The organism is Paraburkholderia sp. BR10923, assembly GCF_040948765.1.
Taxonomy (GTDB): Bacteria; Pseudomonadota; Gammaproteobacteria; order Burkholderiales; family Burkholderiaceae; genus Paraburkholderia; species Paraburkholderia youngii.
In genome coordinates this window covers 327,700-346,979 of the sequence record NZ_JBFPKO010000003.1, presented here as the reverse complement: position 1 = coordinate 346,979, position 19,280 = coordinate 327,700, and the positions used below count along the sequence as shown (strand labels likewise).

General features: G+C 61.4%; 17 protein-coding genes. All 17 read right to left on the bottom strand.

Annotation, left to right across the window (positions count from 1 at the left end):
• Nucleotides 1-62: 62 nt before the first annotated feature.
• Complete coding sequence (gene atpE, locus AB3X94_RS07535) at nt 63-332, bottom strand: F0F1 ATP synthase subunit C (protein ID WP_007180033.1); 270 nt, start codon at nt 330-332, stop codon at nt 63-65.
• An 81-nt stretch (nt 333-413) separates the two neighbouring features.
• Nucleotides 414-1,265, bottom strand: a complete 852-nt coding sequence (gene atpB, locus AB3X94_RS07530) for a F0F1 ATP synthase subunit A (RefSeq protein ID WP_013090956.1) — start codon at nt 1,263-1,265, stop codon at nt 414-416.
• A 164-nt stretch (nt 1,266-1,429) separates the two neighbouring features.
• Complete coding sequence (locus tag AB3X94_RS07525) at nt 1,430-1,975, bottom strand: ATP synthase subunit I (RefSeq protein WP_368611171.1); 546 nt, start codon at nt 1,973-1,975, stop codon at nt 1,430-1,432.
• Nucleotides 1,976-2,549: 574 nt separating this feature from the next.
• Nucleotides 2,550-3,437 carry a ParB/RepB/Spo0J family partition protein gene (locus AB3X94_RS07520; RefSeq protein ID WP_129956626.1) on the bottom strand — a complete coding sequence of 296 codons (888 nt, stop codon included), beginning with the start codon at nt 3,435-3,437 and terminating at the stop codon, nt 2,550-2,552.
• Nucleotides 3,438-3,455: 18 nt separating this feature from the next.
• Nucleotides 3,456-4,247: a ParA family protein gene (locus AB3X94_RS07515; RefSeq protein ID WP_368611170.1), complete on the bottom strand. Its 792-nt coding sequence runs from the start codon at nt 4,245-4,247 to the stop codon at nt 3,456-3,458.
• 70 nt (nt 4,248-4,317) lie between these two features.
• Nucleotides 4,318-5,001 (bottom strand): 16S rRNA (guanine(527)-N(7))-methyltransferase RsmG, encoded by a 684-nt coding sequence (gene rsmG / locus AB3X94_RS07510; RefSeq protein WP_368611169.1) that lies wholly within the window; start codon nt 4,999-5,001, stop codon nt 4,318-4,320.
• Nucleotides 4,998-6,956: a tRNA uridine-5-carboxymethylaminomethyl(34) synthesis enzyme MnmG gene (gene mnmG, locus AB3X94_RS07505; RefSeq protein WP_368611168.1), complete on the bottom strand. Its 1,959-nt coding sequence runs from the start codon at nt 6,954-6,956 to the stop codon at nt 4,998-5,000. Before mnmG ends, rsmG begins: the two co-directional genes overlap by 4 nt.
• A gap of 174 nt (nt 6,957-7,130) precedes the next feature.
• Nucleotides 7,131-7,907: an ABC transporter ATP-binding protein gene (locus tag AB3X94_RS07500; protein WP_176109922.1), complete on the bottom strand. Its 777-nt coding sequence runs from the start codon at nt 7,905-7,907 to the stop codon at nt 7,131-7,133.
• Entirely contained in the window at nt 7,907-9,691 is a 1,785-nt protein-coding gene (locus AB3X94_RS07495; protein WP_368611167.1) for an ATP-binding cassette domain-containing protein, read from the bottom strand. The genes AB3X94_RS07500 and AB3X94_RS07495 overlap by 1 nt, the downstream gene beginning before the upstream one ends.
• A gap of 4 nt (nt 9,692-9,695) precedes the next feature.
• A complete protein-coding gene (locus AB3X94_RS07490; protein WP_176109920.1) occupies nt 9,696-10,751 on the bottom strand; it encodes a branched-chain amino acid ABC transporter permease in 1,056 nt (351 codons plus the stop codon).
• Between the two features lie 220 nt (nt 10,752-10,971).
• Nucleotides 10,972-12,132, bottom strand: coding sequence for an ABC transporter substrate-binding protein (locus AB3X94_RS07485; protein WP_176109919.1), 1,161 nt, complete (start codon nt 12,130-12,132; stop codon nt 10,972-10,974).
• 417 nt (nt 12,133-12,549) lie between these two features.
• Entirely contained in the window at nt 12,550-13,716 is a 1,167-nt protein-coding gene (locus AB3X94_RS07480; RefSeq protein WP_368611166.1) for an ABC transporter substrate-binding protein, read from the bottom strand.
• Nucleotides 13,717-14,274: 558 nt separating this feature from the next.
• A complete protein-coding gene (locus tag AB3X94_RS07475) occupies nt 14,275-15,246 on the bottom strand; it encodes a branched-chain amino acid ABC transporter permease (RefSeq protein ID WP_176110669.1) in 972 nt (323 codons plus the stop codon).
• Nucleotides 15,246-16,130 carry a branched-chain amino acid ABC transporter permease gene (locus AB3X94_RS07470; protein WP_176109917.1) on the bottom strand — a complete coding sequence of 295 codons (885 nt, stop codon included), beginning with the start codon at nt 16,128-16,130 and terminating at the stop codon, nt 15,246-15,248. The genes AB3X94_RS07475 and AB3X94_RS07470 overlap by 1 nt, the downstream gene beginning before the upstream one ends.
• A gap of 191 nt (nt 16,131-16,321) precedes the next feature.
• Nucleotides 16,322-17,536 carry an ABC transporter substrate-binding protein gene (locus AB3X94_RS07465; RefSeq protein ID WP_176109916.1) on the bottom strand — a complete coding sequence of 405 codons (1,215 nt, stop codon included), beginning with the start codon at nt 17,534-17,536 and terminating at the stop codon, nt 16,322-16,324.
• A gap of 62 nt (nt 17,537-17,598) precedes the next feature.
• The gene (locus AB3X94_RS07460; RefSeq protein ID WP_368611165.1) at nt 17,599-18,357 is read right to left on the bottom strand and encodes an ABC transporter ATP-binding protein; all 759 of its coding nucleotides are present in this window, start codon (nt 18,355-18,357) and stop codon (nt 17,599-17,601) included.
• The gene (locus AB3X94_RS07455; RefSeq protein WP_018418872.1) at nt 18,354-19,133 is read right to left on the bottom strand and encodes an ABC transporter ATP-binding protein; all 780 of its coding nucleotides are present in this window, start codon (nt 19,131-19,133) and stop codon (nt 18,354-18,356) included. Before AB3X94_RS07455 ends, AB3X94_RS07460 begins: the two co-directional genes overlap by 4 nt.
• Nucleotides 19,134-19,280: the final 147 nt, after the last annotated feature.

The window sequence follows — 19,280 nt, the reverse complement described above, 5'->3', positions numbered from 1 at the left end:
CAGTACCCGTTCCGCCCTGCGCCTTTACTTGTTATAGCTCAGGCGCAAACCTCCGAGGAACCTCAGCCTGCCAGCTTCGAGAGCAGCGGGTTCGCGAACGCAAACAGCATTGCCACACCAACGCCAATCAGGAACGCCGCATCGATCAGACCAGCCAGCAGGAACATCTTGGTTTGCAGCGGGTTCATCAATTCCGGCTGACGGGCACATGCTTCGATGTACTTGCCGCCCATCAGACCGATACCGATACAGGCGCCGATAGCACCCAGGCCGATGATGATGCCGATACCGATGGCGGTCAGACCCTGGATGTTGGCGATGAAAGCTTGCATGATCACTCCTTTGTGAAAAGTCTTTTAGAACTGGTTGGAACTGGGATTTGAAAAACTACGATTCTTTGCCGACAACGCGGGTTAGTGCGCGTCGTGTGCCTGGCCGATGTACACCAGCGTCAGCATCATGAAAATGAACGCCTGCAGCAGAACGATCAGGATGTGGAAGATTGACCACACTGTGCCGGCGACCACGTGGCCGATGAAGCCAAGCACCGTCGTGTCCGCGCCGAAGCTCCAGATGCTGCCGAGCAGGGCAATCAGCAGGAACAACAGTTCGCCCGCGTACATGTTGCCGAATAGCCGCATGCCGAGCGAGACCGTCTTCGCGACGAACTCGATGATGTTCAGTGCCAGGTTCGGGATCCACAGCAGCGGATGCGCGCCGAACGGAGCGGACAGCAGTTCATGCACGAAGCCGCCAGCGCCCTTGATCTTGAAGTTGTAGTAAATCATCAGCACGAACACGCCGAGTGCGATGCCGATCGTGCCGTTCAGGTCGGCGGTGGGCACGAGGCGGTGGTGCGGAATGACTTCGGAGAGGCCCAGCCAGCCGATCAAGCGGCCCGGCAGGTCGACGGGGATAAAGTCGAGCGAGTTCATCAGCGCGACCCAGACGAACACCGTCAGCGCGAGCGGCGCGATGAAGGTGCGCGAGCCGTGGATCATGGCCTTCGATTGATCCTCGACCATTTCGACCAGCATTTCGATCGCGCATTGGAAGCGGCCCGGCACGCCGGACGTCGCCTTGCGGGCTGCCAGATGCAGCACGAGGATCGTGACGAGGCCGCACACGATCGACCAGAAAAGGGTGTCGAGATTCCACACATGGATGTCGAAAATCGACGTCTGGTGTGCGGTGGAAAAGTTCTGCAAGTGGTGCGCGATGTACTCGGACGGATCCATTGCGCGCGTGCCTTCGCTAGCTGCCATATCGTTAAAGCCACCCAAATTGTCGAAAATCGTTCTAGGCCGTTCCCACCGAAATACCGTATGCGGGAACGCGCCGGGTGCGGGCCCAGTCTCGTCCGCACACCCGTGCCGGCGCTCCGCGCCGGCCTTAAATTCTTTTTGCTACTATTTTTTGTGCTGCTACCTTAGCGCCACGCCAAGGCGATCCAGTAAGTCTTCAGCGCGATGAGGTAGGTCACCAGCAGCGGAATCCAACGTACGTCGTGATACCAGAAGGCGATTGCGACAAACATCGCAATCGTTGTCCCCATCTTTAATGCTTCGCCGATCATCCAACTCATCACGGTCTCGGCGCCGCCCAGCTTTTCCAGTCGCGCCGCGAACAACGCACCCGGCACCCAGCAGATCGCCCCCCCCAGGAACGCTGACAGCGCAGCAGCGCCCGGCGGCTTGTCGAACAGCCACCACAACAGCGTTGCAACCAGGGACAAAACCATTTGCGCTGCGACGACCCTGAACGGCGTCACGCGCGATGGACGACCCACGCCGGGACCAAACAGCTTTTCCGCCTCGGCCCGCGTGAGCGGAACGATATTGTTATCTTCCTGCGCGTCATCCCACGCTTCGGCCGGATCGAACTGCCGACTGGCGGACGTCTGGGGTGCGGAGCGTTCAGCGCGGTGTCTGTCGTCACCATTTTTCGGCGACAGATTCGACGTTTTAACCGCCATCCCAATGTTCCGAAAGTCTCGTTCAGCCCGCGAATTTACGCAGTGCTTACGGGGTTGCCGTGCAATTAAATCCGGGCGATTGTAAGCGATAGTTGCAGGCAATTCAAGACTTTAGGCCAACCTATAACGGCGTGAAACGTGCCTTCACGATGCGGTAAAACATATGCTAACGACGCGAATCACGTCAAATGTAAGGTGGACGGGGGGCGGCAAAATCCGTGGGGGTAGTCGCGTGGATCGAAGCTCTTTGGCAGGCCGTTTCGACGCTGCGGCGGACGTCTCGAAAATGCAACAAACGCCGCTTTTTTAAGGGCTAAACGGGACGGATCTTCAATTGAACTGAGCCATAATCGCCGCGATTTTCATGATGATCGAGCCGCTTTGCGATAGCGGCTCGTAAGGATGATTACCGCGTCGATGTCGAAGGCTTGAAACTAGGATTCCTGATTATTTTTGCATCGTTTGTTTGGAATCCACGATAGTTGCTCGCGCTGAGGTAAACCAACTCGCGGCAGTGCTCATGCACAGGCCGCCAGCCGTTCACCACCCTTCCCTGCTAAGCGCCATTCTGCGCTCAGACGTTCGCGTTCCCGCGCAAGCGGACAAGAATGCCTTCCAACGCGTCGAGATCGCCAAAGTCCACCAGCACCTGGCCGCGACCGCGTCGACCGAGCTTGATTTTCACCGTCGCCGACAACAGGTCCGACAGTTCCTCTTCTAGCCGTCGCGTGTCGCGGCCGCCATCCGGGTTCGCGCGCGCCTTGACCGCCGGCGTCACTTTCGTGGTCATCGCGACCAGCTTTTCGGTCTCGCGCACAGACAGGCGCTTATTGACGACCTGATTGGCCAGCGTGATCTGCGTCGCGGCATCGACCGCAAGCAGCGCGCGAGCGTGACCCATGTCGAGATCGCCGGCGAGCAACATCGTCTGTACCGGTGTCGCGAGATTCAGCAACCGCAGGAGGTTCGACACCGCGCTGCGCGAACGGCCCACCGACTCTGCCGCCTGCTCATGCGTGAAATTGAATTCGTCCAGCAGGCGCTGGATGCCCTGAGCCTCTTCGAGCGGATTCAGATCCTCGCGCTGGATGTTCTCAATCAGCGCCATCGCCGCGGCGGCCTGATCGGGCACGTCCTTCACGAGCACCGGCACCTCATCGAGGCCTGCGAGTCGCGCTGCGCGAAAACGCCGCTCGCCCGCGATGATCTCGTAGCGATCCGCCGCGATCGGACGCACGAGAATCGGCTGCATCAGCCCTTGCGCGCGGATGCTTGCCGCGAGTTCCTGCAGCGCACCTTCGTCCATGCGCGTACGCGGCTGGTATTTGCCAGCCTGCATCTTGCCGAGCGGCAGTACGTTCGGCGCACCGTCGATCACCGCTGCTTCGGTGATATCCGCGGTGCCGCCGAGCAATGCCTCCAGACCGCGGCCCAGTCCCTTCTTTCTTGCTACTGCGTTCATCGTGCTTCCTCGATCCGCTTAGGATGCCTGGGGCGCGTCATTCAGCGCGCGCACCCGCTCAATCATTTCGACGCCGAACTGCACGTACGCCTGCGCGCCTCGCGACGCCCTGTCGAACACCACACCGGGCAGCCCGTAGCTGGGTGCCTCGGCCAATCGCACATTGCGTGGAATCACCGCGTCGAACACCTTGTCGCCGAAGTGCTCTTTCAATTGATCCGAGACTTGCTGTTGCAACGTGATGCGCGGATCGAACATCACGCGCAGCAGACCGATCACCTTGAGGTCGCGATTCAGGTTCGCGTGCACCTGCTTGATTGTATTGACGAGGTCGGACAGCCCTTCGAGCGCGAAGTATTCGCACTGCATCGGAATGACGACGCCGTGCGCGGCGCATAGTCCGTTGAGCGTCAGCAGCGACAGAGCCGGCGGGCAATCGATCAGCACGAAATCGTACTCGCCCTCGACCGCAGCGAGCGCCGTCCTAAGTTGACGCTCGCGATTCTGCATGCTGACGAGTTCGACCTCGGCGCCCGCAAGCTCACGGTTCGCGGGCACCACGTCGTATCCGATCGCCTCGAGCCGCACGCGCGCATCGGCCACCGACACGCTGTCAACGAGCACTTCGTAGACCGTGTTCGTACATTCGGCTTTGTCGATACCGCTGCCCATCGTGGCGTTGCCTTGCGGGTCCAGATCGATGAGAAGGACTCGCTGTCCCTGCGCTGCCAGGCTCGCGGCCAGATTGACTGCGGTGGTCGTCTTGCCGACACCGCCCTTCTGGTTCGCAACGCAGAAGATTTTTGCCATCGTTGGTGTGTCCCTTTTGCTGCTTGGATGAAGTGAAAATCGTTGGGGGTGCCTAGAGGCCGCGTGGCCGTTAGCTTTCGCTGTCCACTCGCACCTCAATCAGGTGCCGTTCGGCGTCGAGGGACGGCACGTTCAGCCGGATGATCTGTTCTACGTGGGCACCCGCCGGTAGACGCGCGATTTCGGCATCCGGCCGCACACCCTTCATCGCCCAGATCGCGCCCTGCTCCGCAACCAGATGACGGGCCAGTGTAACGAAATCCGCGAGTTCTGCGAATGCGCGCGAGACGATTACGTCGAACTTTGCCGGTACTTCGGCGCCAGGCTGCAGCGTCTCCACCCGGCCGGTCACGACTGACAGATTCGCGAGACCCAGTTCGGCCTTCGCCTGCGATTGAAATGCCGTCTTCTTATGGACGATGTCGTTCGTCGTGACGGTCCACTCGGGCAGCACAATCGCGAGCACGATGCCCGGCATGCCACCGCCCGAGCCCACGTCGAGCACCGACGACGGTCCGCGCGGCGCCAGGTGCGGCACGATCGACAGCGAATCGAGGATGTGCTGAATTAGCATCTGCCGCGGATCGCGGATTGCCGTCAGGTTGTAGACGCTGTTCCACTTCGCGAGCAGCGCGACGTAATCGAGCAGCTTGCGCTGCTGCACGTCGCTGAGTTCCAGGCCAAGTTCACGGACACCGTCCGCCAGCAATGATGCCAACGCCTGCTGGTCGCTTCCCCTTTGCACTGCCGTCATTGCACCACCGACGTGCTGTCAGCGCCGGGTTCGGCGGATTTCGACGCGCGACGCCCTAGGCCGCGCTTCAGATGGACCATCAGCAGCGAGATCGCGGCAGGCGTGATGCCCGAAATACGCGACGCCTGGCCGATCGTTTCCGGCCGGAACTGCATCAGCTTCTGGCGGGCTTCGAACGACAGTCCACGCACCTCGGTGTAGTCCAGCCCTTCGGGCAGACGGGTATTCTCTTGCGCCTCGTTGCGTTCGATCTCACCGGCCTGGCGGTCGATATAGCCTTGATATTTGACGCCGATTTCGACCTGCTCCTTAATCTGCGCGAGCAGCACGGGGTCTTCCGCTAGTGCTTCAGGCGCGCCACAAGTGCCATCGCGCAGCGCGCAGACGCCGTCGTAGCTGACACCCGGACGACGCAACAGGTCCGCGAGACTGTATTCGTGGTCGATCGGCTTGCCGAGCAATGCGGTGGCTTGTTCCGCGGATAAGGTCTTAGGATTGACCCAGGTTGAACGCAAGCGCTGTGTTTCACGTGAAACAGCGTCACGCTTGCGACTGAAGGCGTCCCAGCGGGCGTCATCGACTACACCGAGCTCGCGCCCGATCTCCGTCAACCGCATGTCGGCATTGTCCTCGCGCAAGCTCAGACGGTACTCCGCACGGCTCGTGAACATCCGGTACGGCTCGGACACCCCGCGCGTGACCAGATCGTCGACGAGGACGCCGAGATAAGCCTGGTCGCGCCGCGGGCACCACGCTTCCTTGCCTTGCACGAACAGGCCGGCATTGATGCCCGCCAGAACGCCCTGCGCTGCCGCCTCTTCGTAGCCAGTCGTACCGTTGATCTGTCCGGCGAAGAACAGCCCACCGATCACCTTGGTTTCCAGCGATGCCTTCAGCCCACGCGGATCGAAATAGTCGTACTCGATCGCATAGCCGGGCCGCAGGATATGGGCATGCTCCAGACCGCGCATCGATCGCACCAGCTCGAGCTGCACGTCGAACGGCAGGCTCGTCGAGATCCCGTTCGGATAGAACTCATTGGTGGTCAGACCTTCCGGCTCGAGATAGATCTGATGCGATTCCTTCGACGCAAACCGGTGAATCTTGTCCTCGATCGACGGGCAATAGCGTGGCCCCACCCCCTCGATTACGCCCGTGTACATCGGTGAACGATCGAGACCGCCGCGAATGATGTCGTGTGTCCGTTGATTCGTATGCGTGACCCAGCACGGCACCTGGCGCGGGTGCTGCTCGACGCGCCCGAGGAACGAGAACACCGGCACCGGGTCCAGATCGCCCGGCTGCTCTTCGAGTTGCGAATAGTCGATCGTGCGACCGTCGATCCGCGGCGGCGTACCCGTCTTCAGGCGGCCCTGCGGCAGCTTCAGCTCTTTCAGCCGAGCCGACAGCGAGACCGCGGCGGGGTCACCCGCGCGGCCGCCGGTGTAGTTGTTCAAGCCCACGTGAATCTTGCCGTCGAGGAACGTGCCAGCCGTCAGCACCACCGCGCGCGACCGGAAACGAATACCCACTTGCGTGACGGCGCCGACCACACGGTCGCCCTCGACCATTAGATCGTCGACGGCCTGCTGAAACAGCCACAGATTCGGCTGGTTCTCCAAACGATGGCGGATCGCCGCCTTGTACAGCACGCGGTCGGCCTGAGCGCGCGTCGCGCGGACCGCCGGTCCTTTCGACGAATTGAGGATGCGGAACTGGATGCCGCTTTCGTCGGTGGCAGCCGCCATGGCACCGCCGAGCGCATCGACTTCCTTGACCAGATGGCCTTTGCCGATGCCGCCAATCGACGGATTGCAGCTCATCTGACCAAGGGTTTCGATGTTATGGGTCAAAAGCAGCGTTCTATTGCCCATGCGCGCCGACGCCAAAGCGGCTTCGGTGCCGGCATGACCGCCGCCGACGACGATTACGTCAAATTCTGTGGGAAAAAGCATCGCGGGATCTCACGCCAGATCGTCGCGTGAGCCTTCAAAGGAAAATGTATGGGCGAATTATAACGGGTTAAGTTTCGGCCCGAATTTCGTCCGAATGATGAAACATAAAAAAACGGTGTGTTTCACGTGAAACACACCGCCTTCAAACACAGCGATCGCCGAAAAAGTGCGCGTTTATGCGACCTTTTTAGCCAGGCCGAGATAGGTTTCGATCACGCGAGGATTCTGCGCGAGGTCGGTCGCTGGTCCCTCCAGCGCCAGCTCACCGGTCTCCAGCACATAGCCGTAGTCCGAGATTTGCAATGCGGCGCGCGCATTCTGCTCGATCAGTAGCGTCGCGACGCCCGTCTGCCGCAACGCGCTGATGATGTGGAAGATTTCCTTCACGATCAGCGGCGCGAGACCGAGGCTCGGCTCGTCCAGCATCAGCAGATCGGGCTTGCCCATCAGCGCGCGGCCGACCGCGAGCATCTGCCGTTCGCCGCCCGAAAGCGTGCCCGCCGCCTGTTTGCGCCGCTCCTTCAGCCGTGGAAACAGTTCGAACACTGGCTCCAGCTGATCGAGAAAGTTGCGCTCTCCTGCCCGCTTGCGTCGGTAAGCTCCAAGCAGCAGATTGTCCTCAACGGTCATCGAAGCGAAAAGCTCGCGCTTCTCCGGCACCAAACACATACCCAGTGCGACCCGCTTTTCCACCGGCATCGAGCTGACGTCCTCTCCCTGATAGGAAACCGCGCCTTTCGCATGACCAGACGGCGGCAACGCGCCCATGATCGCATTCAGCAGTGTCGACTTCCCCGCGCCGTTCGGACCGATCACGGAGACGATCTGCCCCGCCCGCACCTTGATCGCCGCATTGTGCAGCGCCTCGACCTTGCCGTAACGGACCGACAGATGGTCCACCTCGAGAATCGGTCCGGCGGCCGCCACGCCGGTCGTTGTCATGTTGTCCATCATTCCACCCCACCCAGATACGCTTCGAGCACCGCCGGATCCTGCTGCACTTCCTGCGGCAGACCTTCAGCGATTCGCGTGCCGAACTCCATCACCACGAGCCGGTCCGTCAGATTCATCACAAAATCCATGTCGTGCTCGACGAGCAGCACACTCATCCCTTCCGCCTTTAGCTTGCGCAGCAGATCGGCGAGCTGCAGCTTTTCCTGATAGCGCAGACCAGCTGCCGGTTCGTCGAGCAATAGCAGAGTCGGATCGCAGCATAACGCGCGCGCAATTTCGAGAATCCGCTGTTGACCGAGCGCTAGGCTGCCCGCTTCGTCATACATATGCTGTTCGAGGCCGACGCGGCGAATCTGCCGAGCGGCTTCGGCCATCAGCCGCGCCTCTTCCGAACTGTTCAGCCGCACGACACTGCGCCACACACCTGCATGGCCTCGCAGATGCGCGCCGATCGCGACGTTCTCGAGCACGGTCATGCCCGGCAGCAGCTTTACGTGCTGGAAGGTCCGGCCGATGCCACGCTTAACGATTTCACGTGAACTCAGCGCATCGATGCGCTCGCCGCGGAACGTGATCTCGCCCCTCGTCGCCTGCAGCACGCCGGTCACCAGATTGAACGTGGTCGACTTACCCGCGCCATTCGGTCCGATTAGCCCGATGATCTGCCCCGCTTTGACTTCGAAGCTGACATCGTTCACGGCGACGAGACCGCCGAACTGCTTGCGCGCCTTGTTCACCGTCAGCAGGTCCTCGCCGGCCTGCGGCTTGTTGCGCTGCGGCAGAGGGACCGCGTGGTCTGCGAGATACGCCCGCGGGCCACGCGGGAAAAAGCGTGCGACGAACGGCCACACGCCCTGCCGCGCATACTGCAGCAACAGCACCATGATGATGCCGAACACGATCACTTCGAAGTTGCCGTTCTCGCCGAGCAGTTTCGGCAGCAGCGTCTGTAGATAATCCTGCAGCACCGTGAGGATTGCCGCGCCAAGCACCGCGCCCCAGACGTGCGAGACACCGCCCACCACTGCCATGAACAGAAACTCGATGCCGTGATTCAGCCCGAACGGCGTCGGATTCACCGCGCGCTGCAAGTGCGCGTACAGAAAGCCCGATACCGACGCAAGCACCGCCGCATAGACGAAGATCACGACGCGCATCCAGCCGGTATTGACACCCATTGCCTCGGCCATCAGACCACCGCCGCGCAGCGCGCGAATTGCGCGACCCGGACGACTATTAAGCAGATTCTGAACAGAAACGACCGAACCGAGCACGACAACCCAGATCAGGTAATAGATATGGCGGCCGGACTCGAGGTTGATCCCAAAAACATTCAGCACCGGGATGCCGTTGATGCCGTCGTACTTGCCGAGCATCTCCAGATTGCCGAACAGGTAGAACAGCGCGAGCCCCCACGCAATCGTGCCGAGCGGCAGGAAGTGGCCGGACAGGCGCATCGTCACGAGACCGAGCATCAGCGCGACCAGCGCAGTCACGATCACGCCCGCGATAAGTGCAAGCCACGGCGACACACCGAAGTTCGTCGTCAGATACGCGGTTGCATAAGCGCCGATGCCGACGAACGCGGCCTGCCCGAAGCTCGTCATGCCGCCGATACCGGTCAGCAGCACGAGGCCGATCGCAACGATCGAATAGAGACCGATGTAGTTCAGCAGCGTGACCCAGTACTCCGGCACATGAATCGGTTGCGGCAGAACCGGCAAAGCGAACAGCACCACGAGGAACAACCAGAAGAACTTCTTTTGCATGGTCCGTTTCATCGTGTCACTCCTCTTCCTCTTCGGCATGCGGGCTCGCAAGACTGCGCCACAGCAGCACCGGGATGATTAGCGTGAACACGATCACTTCCTTATAAGCACTGGCCCAAAACGAGGAATACGACTCCAGCAGACCGACGAGAATCGAGCCGGCCGCCGCGAGCGGATAGCTGACCAGACCGCCGATGATCGCGCCCACGAAGCCCTTCAAACCGATCAGGAAGCCCGAGTCGTAGTAGATCGTCGTGAGCGGCGCGACGAGGATGCCGCACAGTGCGCCGAGTCCAGCCGCCAGCGTGAACGCGAGGCGTCCCGCCTGCGTCGTGCCGATACCGACGAGGCGTGCGCCGAGCCGGTTCACCGACGTCGCGCGCAACGCCTTGCCCGAGATCGAGCGATCGAAATACAGATACAGCGCACCGATCAGCACGACCGCGGTGCCGATCACCCACAGGCTCTGCCCGGAGATGGACAACGTGCCCACGTTGAACGTCGCATCGGAAAACGCGTTGGTGCGCGAGCCTTCGGCGCCGAACATCACGAGGCCGAGACCGACCATCGCGAAATGCACTGCCACCGCGACGATCAACAGCAGCAGCGTGGCCGCCTCCGCGATCGGCTCATAGGCAAGGCGATAAACGAACGGACCCATCGGGATCACGATCAGCAGCGTCAGCGCGATCTGCACGATCATCGGCAGCGGCTGCAGGAAGATGCCGCGCGTGAGCGCGTAGACCGCGATCGGAAACAGCAGGTACTTCCCTGCCAGCACAGGCAGCGTGCGCGCCGCATGACGACGCCGCTCAGCATGCCGCAATACGGCCACCGTCTCGACGACGAAGCATGCTGCGCCCATCGCCATCAACAGCCAGCAGGTGGCGGGAAACCTCTGCGTTTGCAGTGCGGCGAGCGTCAACGCGCCGTACGAAACGAACTCCCCTTGCGGGATGAAGATCACCCGCGTGACGGAGAACACCAGCACCAGCGCAAGCGCGAGCAGCGCGTAGATCGCGCCGGTCGTAATGCCGTCTTGCGCGAGGATCGCCGCGATTGATAGATCCATACTTCCTCGTCCTGAAGCGTCGAAAACGAAAAACCGGGAAACAGTCGTGACGGCGCGGCGCGTAGCCGGCCATCCATCTGCAATGTCTGAAAAGACAACCGCCGCGCCGTGACCCGGCGCGGCGGTCGATGCCATTGTCGTCGAACACAATGGCAATGCGGCGTCATGCACCGCAGATTGCGCGAGAGGCGCGTACCGCTAGTTGTTTTTGTAAATCGTCTCAGTCGTTCTGCAGCTTCCACTTGCCGTCGACGATCTGCACGATCACGCGCGCGCGCTGGTCGAGGCCGTTGTGGTCGTTCGCGGTGGTGTTCATGATGCCGTGCGACACCGGCAGCTCCTTGATGTTTTCGAGCGCGTTGCGCAGCGCCACGCGGAACTCGGGCGTACCCGGCTGTGCGGTCTTCAGCGCGACCGGAATCGCGGCCTGCAACATCTGGCCGGCATCCCATGCGTGACCGCCGAAGGTCGCGACCGAACCCACGCCATAAGCCTTCTCATAGGCGTTCTTATAGGCTTCCGACGACTTCTTCACCGGGTTCGAATCCGGCAATTGATCGACGACGAGAATCGGACCGGCCGGCAGCAGTTCGCCTTCGCAATCCTTGCCGCACACACGCAGGAAGTCGTTGTTCGCGACACCGTGCGTCTGATAGATCTTGCCCTTGTAGCCACGCTCCTTCAGCGTCTTGGCCGGCAGCGCCGACGGCGTACCCGAGCCCGCGATCAGCACCGCGTCGGGATTCGCGCCCATCGTCTTCAGCACCTGGCCCGTCACCGAAGCGTCAGTGCGGTTAAAGCGCTCGTTCGACACGATCTTCAGGTTGTGCGCTTTCGCGACGGCCTCGAACGTCGAGTTCCAGCTGTCGCCATAGGCGTCCGAGAAACCGATGAAGCCGACCGTCTTCACGCCGTGGTGCTGCATGTAATCGGCGATTGCGTCGGCCATCAGGCTGTCGTTCTGAGGCGGCTTGAACGCCCATGCACGCTTCGCATCCATCGGCTGAATGATCGCTGCCGACGCCGCGAGCGAGATCACCGGCGTCTTGCCCTCAGCGGCCGGATCGAGCATCGCGAGCGAATTCGGCGTGACGGTCGAGCCGATGATCGCGTCGACGTGGTCTTCGTCGATCAGCTTGCGCGTGTTCTGCACGGCCTTGCTGGTGTCCGACCCGTCGTCGAGGATGATGTATTGCACGCTCTTGCCGCCGATCTCCTTCGGCAACAACGCGATCGTGTTCTTCTCAGGAATTCCGAGCGACGCGGCCGGCCCCGTCGTCGACAACGTGACGCCGATCTTCACCTGCGCGAATGCCGTCCCCGCGCCGCACATCAGCGCCATCGCGATGCCGGTGCGTACCCAATGCCTTGTCTTTTTCATTGCGAGTCTCCAAACGCCTTCAAAAGCGCCTATCTATAAGCCGGCTTGCTGGGCCGGGTGTCTGAATCTAGTGAGCGAGTTCAGGTGTGCCAAGCATGGTTTTCCCTGCTCGGCGCGCATACCTTCCCCGCTTTATCGGGTACCGCTCCTCTCGCGTCGCGCGAGTGCGCATTCGCGTCATACGCCGCGTTTCTTTGCCGCGGCTCCATTCCAACCAGACCTTCATAAACCACTAATATGTTAGTAGCTTGCGTTCTGCATTATCGACGGTCAAGAGAGCGTGCGCTAAATGCGGGTTTGTCCTGAAGCACCGAAACCACACTTTTAAGCGCTGCAGACACCTCGCCCGGGTAATAAAAAAGACGCGTCAACTGCACGCGTCTTTTTCGATGAGGTCCTGTGGCGCAGAGCCTTCGCTCAGTCGCCGGCCAGCTTCCACTTGCCGTCGACGATCTGCACCATCACACGCGCCCGCTGGTCGAGTCCGGCGTGGTCGTTCACGCTCATGTTGAAGATGCCGTGTGACGCGGGCTCATCTTTCGTGCCTTCGACTGCGGCACGCAGCGCGTCGCGGAATGCCGGCGTGCCCGGTTGTCCCTTCTTCAACGCGAGCGGGATCGCACGCTGCAGCAGCAGACCCGCGTCCCACGCATGACCACCGAACGTCGACACCGAACCCGCGCCGTACGCCGTTTCATACGCATGCTTGTACGCGAGCGCGCTTTTCTTCACCGGATTCGCCTCGGGCAATTGCTCGGCGACCAGCAGCGGGCCGGCGGGCAGCCACGTGCCTTCGCAATCCTTGCCGCACACGCGCAGGAAGTCGTTGTTCGCGACGCCGTGCGTCTGATAGTACTTGCCCTTGTAGCCGCGCTCCTTCAGCGTTTTCTGCGGCAATGCGGCCGGCGTGCCCGCGCCGGCGATCAGCACCGCGTCCGGATTCTGCGACATCATCTTCAGCACCTGGCCCGTGACCGACGCGTCGTTGCGCGCGAAGCGCTCGTTCGCGACGATCCTGATCTTCGCGAGGTCAGCGGCTTTGCTGAATTCCTTGAACCAGCTCTCGCCGTACGCGTCGGAAAAGCCGATGAACGCGACCGTTTTCACGCCGTGATTGGCCATGTGCTGCGCGATCGCCGTGGCCATCAGAATGTCGTTTTGCGGCGTCTTGAAGACCCATGCGCGTTTCGCGTCCATCGGTTCGACGATGCCCGCGGCCGCGGCCAGCGAGATCATCGGCGTGGAGGTTTCGGCGGCAATGTCGATCATGGCGAGCGAATTTGGCACGACGGTCGAGCCGATCAATGCATCGACGTGGTCTTCGCTCGTGAGCTTGCGGGCGTTCTTGACCGCCTGGGTGGAATCGGTTGCGTCGTCGAGGACGATGTAGTCGATCTTCTGGCCCGCTACTTCTTTCGGCAGCAGCGCAATGGTGTTTTTTTCCGGAATACCGAGCGATGCGGCCGGTCCTGTTGCCGACACGGTGACGCCGATTTTCACGTCCGCGAATGCATGGCCGCTCCATGCAGCCAAAATCCCGGTGGCGACCAATGCCGCGCTGATCCAACGCAATGCCGACTTCATCCTGCTCCTCTATTAAATCCGTTATTCAATTGCAATTAAATCCACGGATTTAATTGCCAACCCAGTGGTCGGTGAATAGCGAGTTTAGCGGACGCAAGTGCCGTGCTGCAAGCGCTTCGAAGGCTTCTGATGTTTAGCTGCAGCGGCTGCCGAAGAATAAAAAATGGCGCGCGAAATAAGCGGGAGATCGCATCAAGTAATTCGAAAAACACAAATGAAAAAGCGCTGTTGGATATCAATCCAACAGCGCTTTCTTCTGGGCACTTAGTGCCTCAATTGTCTCCTCGTTCTCCACCTGCAAATTCGTGGTGCATCAGAACTGGATGAAGATTAAACGACGACCCCAGCAGTCACAACTAGCAATTACCCTAGTGGTGCACTGCGGCACCGGATTGGGGCGTGTTATGCCCATTTCATCACAAGGTTCGCCACAGGTTCGCCCACACTCCTGATCCAGCGGACCTTCAGCACAAGCCGCAATTAGATCGGAGATCGAAGCAATCGCCTATCGCACTGCGTCAAGCACGCGCCCTCCCGAGTGGGACCAGACAGCCAATCTCAAGCCCGCAACGGTCGCACCCGCGCAACGATCTCACCGACGATGCCGCGCCGGAACGCCAGCACACACGCGATGAAAATCAGCCCCGTGACGATCGTCACCGATTCGCCGAGCGAGCGAAACCACTCGATGCCGGTCATCGACGCGAGCGCCGAGCCGATATCGCCGAGCCGGTCTTCGAGCGACACGATCAGCGCGGCGCCGAGCAGCGGCCCGAACAGCGTGCCCATGCCGCCCACCAGTGTCATCAGGATCACGAGGCCGGACATCGTCCAATAGGCATCGCTCAGCGTTTCGAAGCCTTGCACGAGCACCTTCAGCGAACCCGCGAGACCCGCGATGCCGGCCGACAGAATGAAGGCGAGCAGCTTGAAACGGTCGGTATCGTAGCCGAGCGACACCGCACGCGGCTCGTTTTCCTTGATCGCGACGAGCACCTGCCCGAACGGCGAATGCACGATCCGCACGATCAGCAGGAACGCCAGGACGATCACCGCGAGCACGACGAAATACAGCGCGACATCGGACGAAAGACTCAACAGGCCGAACAGCTTTCCGCGCGGCACGCCTTGCAGACCGTCTTCGCCGTGCGTGAATGGCGCTTGCAGGAACACAAAGTAGACCATCTGCGCGAGCGCGAGCGTCACCATCGCGAAGTAGATGCCTTGACGGCGAATCGCGAAGAAGCCAACGACGAGGCCAAGCAGCGTGGCCGCCGCGGTGCCGCTCAGCACGCCCACCTCAGGCGAAAAGCCGAGCGTCTGCATCGCATAGCCGGTCACATAACCGGCCGACGCGAGAAACATCGCATGGCCGAAGGACAGCAAGCCCGTGTAGCCGATCAGCAGATTGAACGCGGCCGCGAACAGCGCGAAGCACAGCACCTTCATCACGAAGAGCGGATAGATGCCGAGCACCGGCACCGCGAGCAGCACGATCAGCAGCAGACCGTAGAGCACTTTTCTCTGCATCATTTTTCCCTGCCGAAAAGACCCGCCGGACGCACGAGCAACACGAGCGCCATGATCACGAAGACGACGGTCGCCGACGCCTCGGGGTAGTACACACGCGTCAGTCCTTCGACTACGCCGAGCATCAGGCCGGTCAGAATCGAGCCCATGATCGAACCCATGCCGCCGATCACGACCACCGCGAACACCGTGATGATCATCGGCTGGCCCATCAGCGGCGAGACCTGAATCACCGGCGCGGCGAGCACGCCGGCAAACGCCGCGAGCGCGACGCCGAAGCCGTAGGTCAGCGTGATCATCAGCGGCACGTTGACGCCGAATGCCTCGACGAGCTTCGGGTTTTCGGTGCCCGCTCGCAGATACGCGCCAAGCCGTGTCTTCTCGATCACGAACCATGTCACGAAGCACACGATCAACGACGCGACGACCACCCACGCGCGATAGTTCGGCAGATACATGAAGCCGAGATTGGTCGCACCCGACAGCGCCGACGGCACGTCGTACGGCTGGCCCGACGAGCCGTAGATCGAATGGAACACGCCTTCGATCACGAGCGTGATGCCGAACGTCAGCAACAGGCCATACAGATGATCGAGCTTGTAAAGCCAGCGCAGCATCGAGCGCTCGATCGCGACGCCGACGAGTCCGACGATCAGCGGCGCGAGCACGAGCATCACCCAGTACGGCAGATTGAAATACGACAGCCCCATCCACGCGAGCATCGCGCCGAGCATGAAAAGTGCGCCATGCGCGAAGTTGATCACGTTGAGCAGGCCGAAAATCACAGCCAGCCCGAGGCTCAGAATCGCGTAGAACGAGCCGTTCACGAGTCCGAGCAGAAGCTGGCTCAGCATCGCCGGCAGCGGAACGCCAAAGATGTCCATTGAAGCCCTTAGCCCTTCAAGCCATCGTCAAGGTGAGATCGGTAACGCACGGTCCGGCCGGCACGCGACGTGCGGCGACGCTGCCCATCGCGTGCGGCTCTGAAACGATTACCCGCCAGCGCGTACCGCTGCAGCGCCGGCGGTTCTCTCAGGTCTGCGCGGTCCTGGACCGCATCCTGCCCTCCCGGGGCTTACTTCCACAGCGCGCAGCGAGTCTGCGCCTTGGTCGTGAAGGCCTGATCGCCCGGAATCGTCGCCATGATCTTATAGTAGTCCCACGGCTCCTTCGATTCGGCCGGCGTCTTCACCTGCATCAGGTACATGTCGTGGATCATGCTGCCGTCCTGACGGATGTAGCCCTTCGCGTAGAAGTCGTCGATCTTCGTCTTGCGCAACTGCGCCATCACCTTGTCCGGATCGGTCGAGCCCACCGCCTGGACCGCCTTCAGATAGTTCATCGCCGCCGAGTAGTCGGCAGCCTGCAGGCTCGACGGCATCTTCTTCATCTTGTCGAAGTAGCGCTGCGACCACTTGCGCGTGTCGGCGTCCTTGTTCCAGTACCAGCTGTCGGTCAACACGAGACCCTGCGTCGTTTCGAGACCGAGGCTGTGCACGTCGTTGATGAACATCAGCAGCGCGGCGAGTTTCATCGTCTTCGTGATGCCGAATTCCTTCGCGGCCTTGATCGAGTTGATCGTGTCGCCGCCCGCATTCGCGAGGCCGAGGATCTGCGCCTTCGACGCCTGCGCCTGCAACAGGAACGACGAGAAGTCCGACGCCGACAGCGGATGACGCACCGAGCCGAGCACCTGACCGCCATTCGCCTTCACGACGTCCGAGGTCGCTTTTTCGAGCGCCTTCCCGAACGCGTAGTCGGCGGTCAGGAAGTACCACGTCTTGCCACCCTGCTTCGTAACCGCCGAGCCCGTGCCGTTTGCGAGCGCGGTGGTGTCGTATGCGTAGTGGATCGTGTACGGCGTGCATTGCTCGTTGGTCAGCGTATCGGCGCCCGCGCCGACGTTGATGTAGACCTTGTGCTTCTCGCCCGCGACGGTGTTCGTCGACAGAGCGGTCGCCGAGTTGGTGCCGCCGATCACCACGTCGACGCCATCGCGGTCGAACCATTCGCGAGCCCGCGACGCCGCGATGTCCGCCTTGTTCTGGTGATCCGCGTACAGCACCGTGATCGGCTTGCCGTTGACCTTGCCGCCGAAGTCGGCGACCGCCATCCGGATCGCTTCAAGACCGCCCTGCCCGTCGATATCCGCGTACAGTCCCGACAGATCCGTGATAAAGCCGATCTTCACGGCATCGTCGGCCGCTTGCGCGCTGCCCAGCGTCAGTGCGGCGCCGGCGGCGACCGCGAAGCAGAGTGAGGCAATTCGCGCGAGTGGGTTCTTTTTCATGCATGTCTCCTGGTTCTTCGCTTGTGGTTATCAGAGGCAGTCGGGCGCGTGCGTGTCCGTGTCTATACGCCCAGCAAATCATGCAGCACCGGCATCTTGCCTTCGAGCTCGCTAGCCCCGAAATGCTCGACGATCATGCCGTGCTCCATCACATAGAAACGATCCGCGAGCGGCGCCGCGAAGCGGAAGTTCTGCTCGACCATCACGATCGTGTAGCCGCGCGCCTTCAACGTGATGATCATCCGTGCAAGCGCCTGCACGATCACGGGCGCGAGCCCCTCCGAGATTTCGTCGAGCAGCAGCAGATTCGCGCCGGTGCGCAGAATCCGCGCGACCGCGAGCATCTGCTGTTCGCCGCCCGAGAGCCGCGTGCCCTGGCTCATGCGCCGCTCGTGCAGATTCGGGAACATCGCATAGATTTCCTCGAGCGACATCGTGTGCGCCTTGTCGCCGACGGGCGGCGGCAGCAGCAGATTTTCCTCGCACGACAGACTCGAAAAAATACCGCGCTCTTCGGGGCAATAGCCGATGCCGCAATGCGCGATGCGATGCGTGGGCAGGCCAATCGTTTCGCGTCCATCGATCCGGATCGAGCCGGTACGGCGGCCCGTGAGACCCATGATCGCGCGAAGCGTCGTGGTGCGGCCCGCGCCATTGCGCCCGAGCAGCGTCACGACCTCGCCACGGCCAACCGACAGATCGACGCCGTGCAGAATATGGGATTCCCCGTACCAGGCTTGCAGTCCCGCGATGTCCAGCGCGGGTGCGCCGCTTTTCGTTTCGTTCGCTTCGAGGCCTTCGCGCTCGACCGTCGTATTCATGCGTGGGCTCCGGCGAGCGCCGCGTCGGCGCTGCCCATGTAGGCTTGCATCACGAGCGGATTCTTCGACACTTCCGCGTAGCTGCCCTCGGCGAGCACTTCACCCCGTTGCAGCACGGTGATCGTGTCGGAGATACCGGCGATCACATTCATGTTGTGTTCGACCATCAGGATCGTGCGGCCCGCCGATACTTTCTTGATCAACGCAGTCACGCGGTCGACGTCCTCATGTCCCATGCCTTGCGTGGGCTCGTCGAGCAGCATCAGTTCGGGCTCCATCGCGAGCGTGGTCGCGATTTCGAGCGCGCGCTTGCGGCCGTAGGCGAGCTCCACCGTCAACACATCGGCGAAATCGGTCAGGCCGACCTGAGTCAGCAGATCCATCGCGCGATCGTTCAGACGCCGCAACGTACGCTCGCTCTTCCAGAAGTGAAACGCGGTGCCGAGCGAGCGCTGCAACCCGATGCGCACATTCTGCAATGCCGTCAGATGCGGAAATACCGCGGAAATCTGGAACGAACGGATGATGCCGCGCCGCGCGATCTGCGCCGGACGTTCGCCGGTGATATCGACACCGTTGAAAACGATCTGGCCCGCGGTGGGTTCGAGAAATTTGGTGAGCAGATTGAAGCAGGTGGTCTTGCCCGCTCCATTGGGCCCGATCAGCGCATGGATCGAGCCACGGCGCACGCGCAGATTCACGCCGTTCACGGCGACAAAGCCTTTGAACTCGCGGGTGAGGCCACGCGTTTCGAGAATCGTATCGCCGAGAATCATGTTCCCTTCCATACGGAGTAAGGCGAAGCACTACGATCTTTCCGCGCGAAGTTCTGCGCGACTTGTTATGTCGGCGGCACCCCTTGCCGCTCGTTGGCGTGCTGCACCAATACGGACGGTGATCCATGACGCGGCACGCAGCATGGC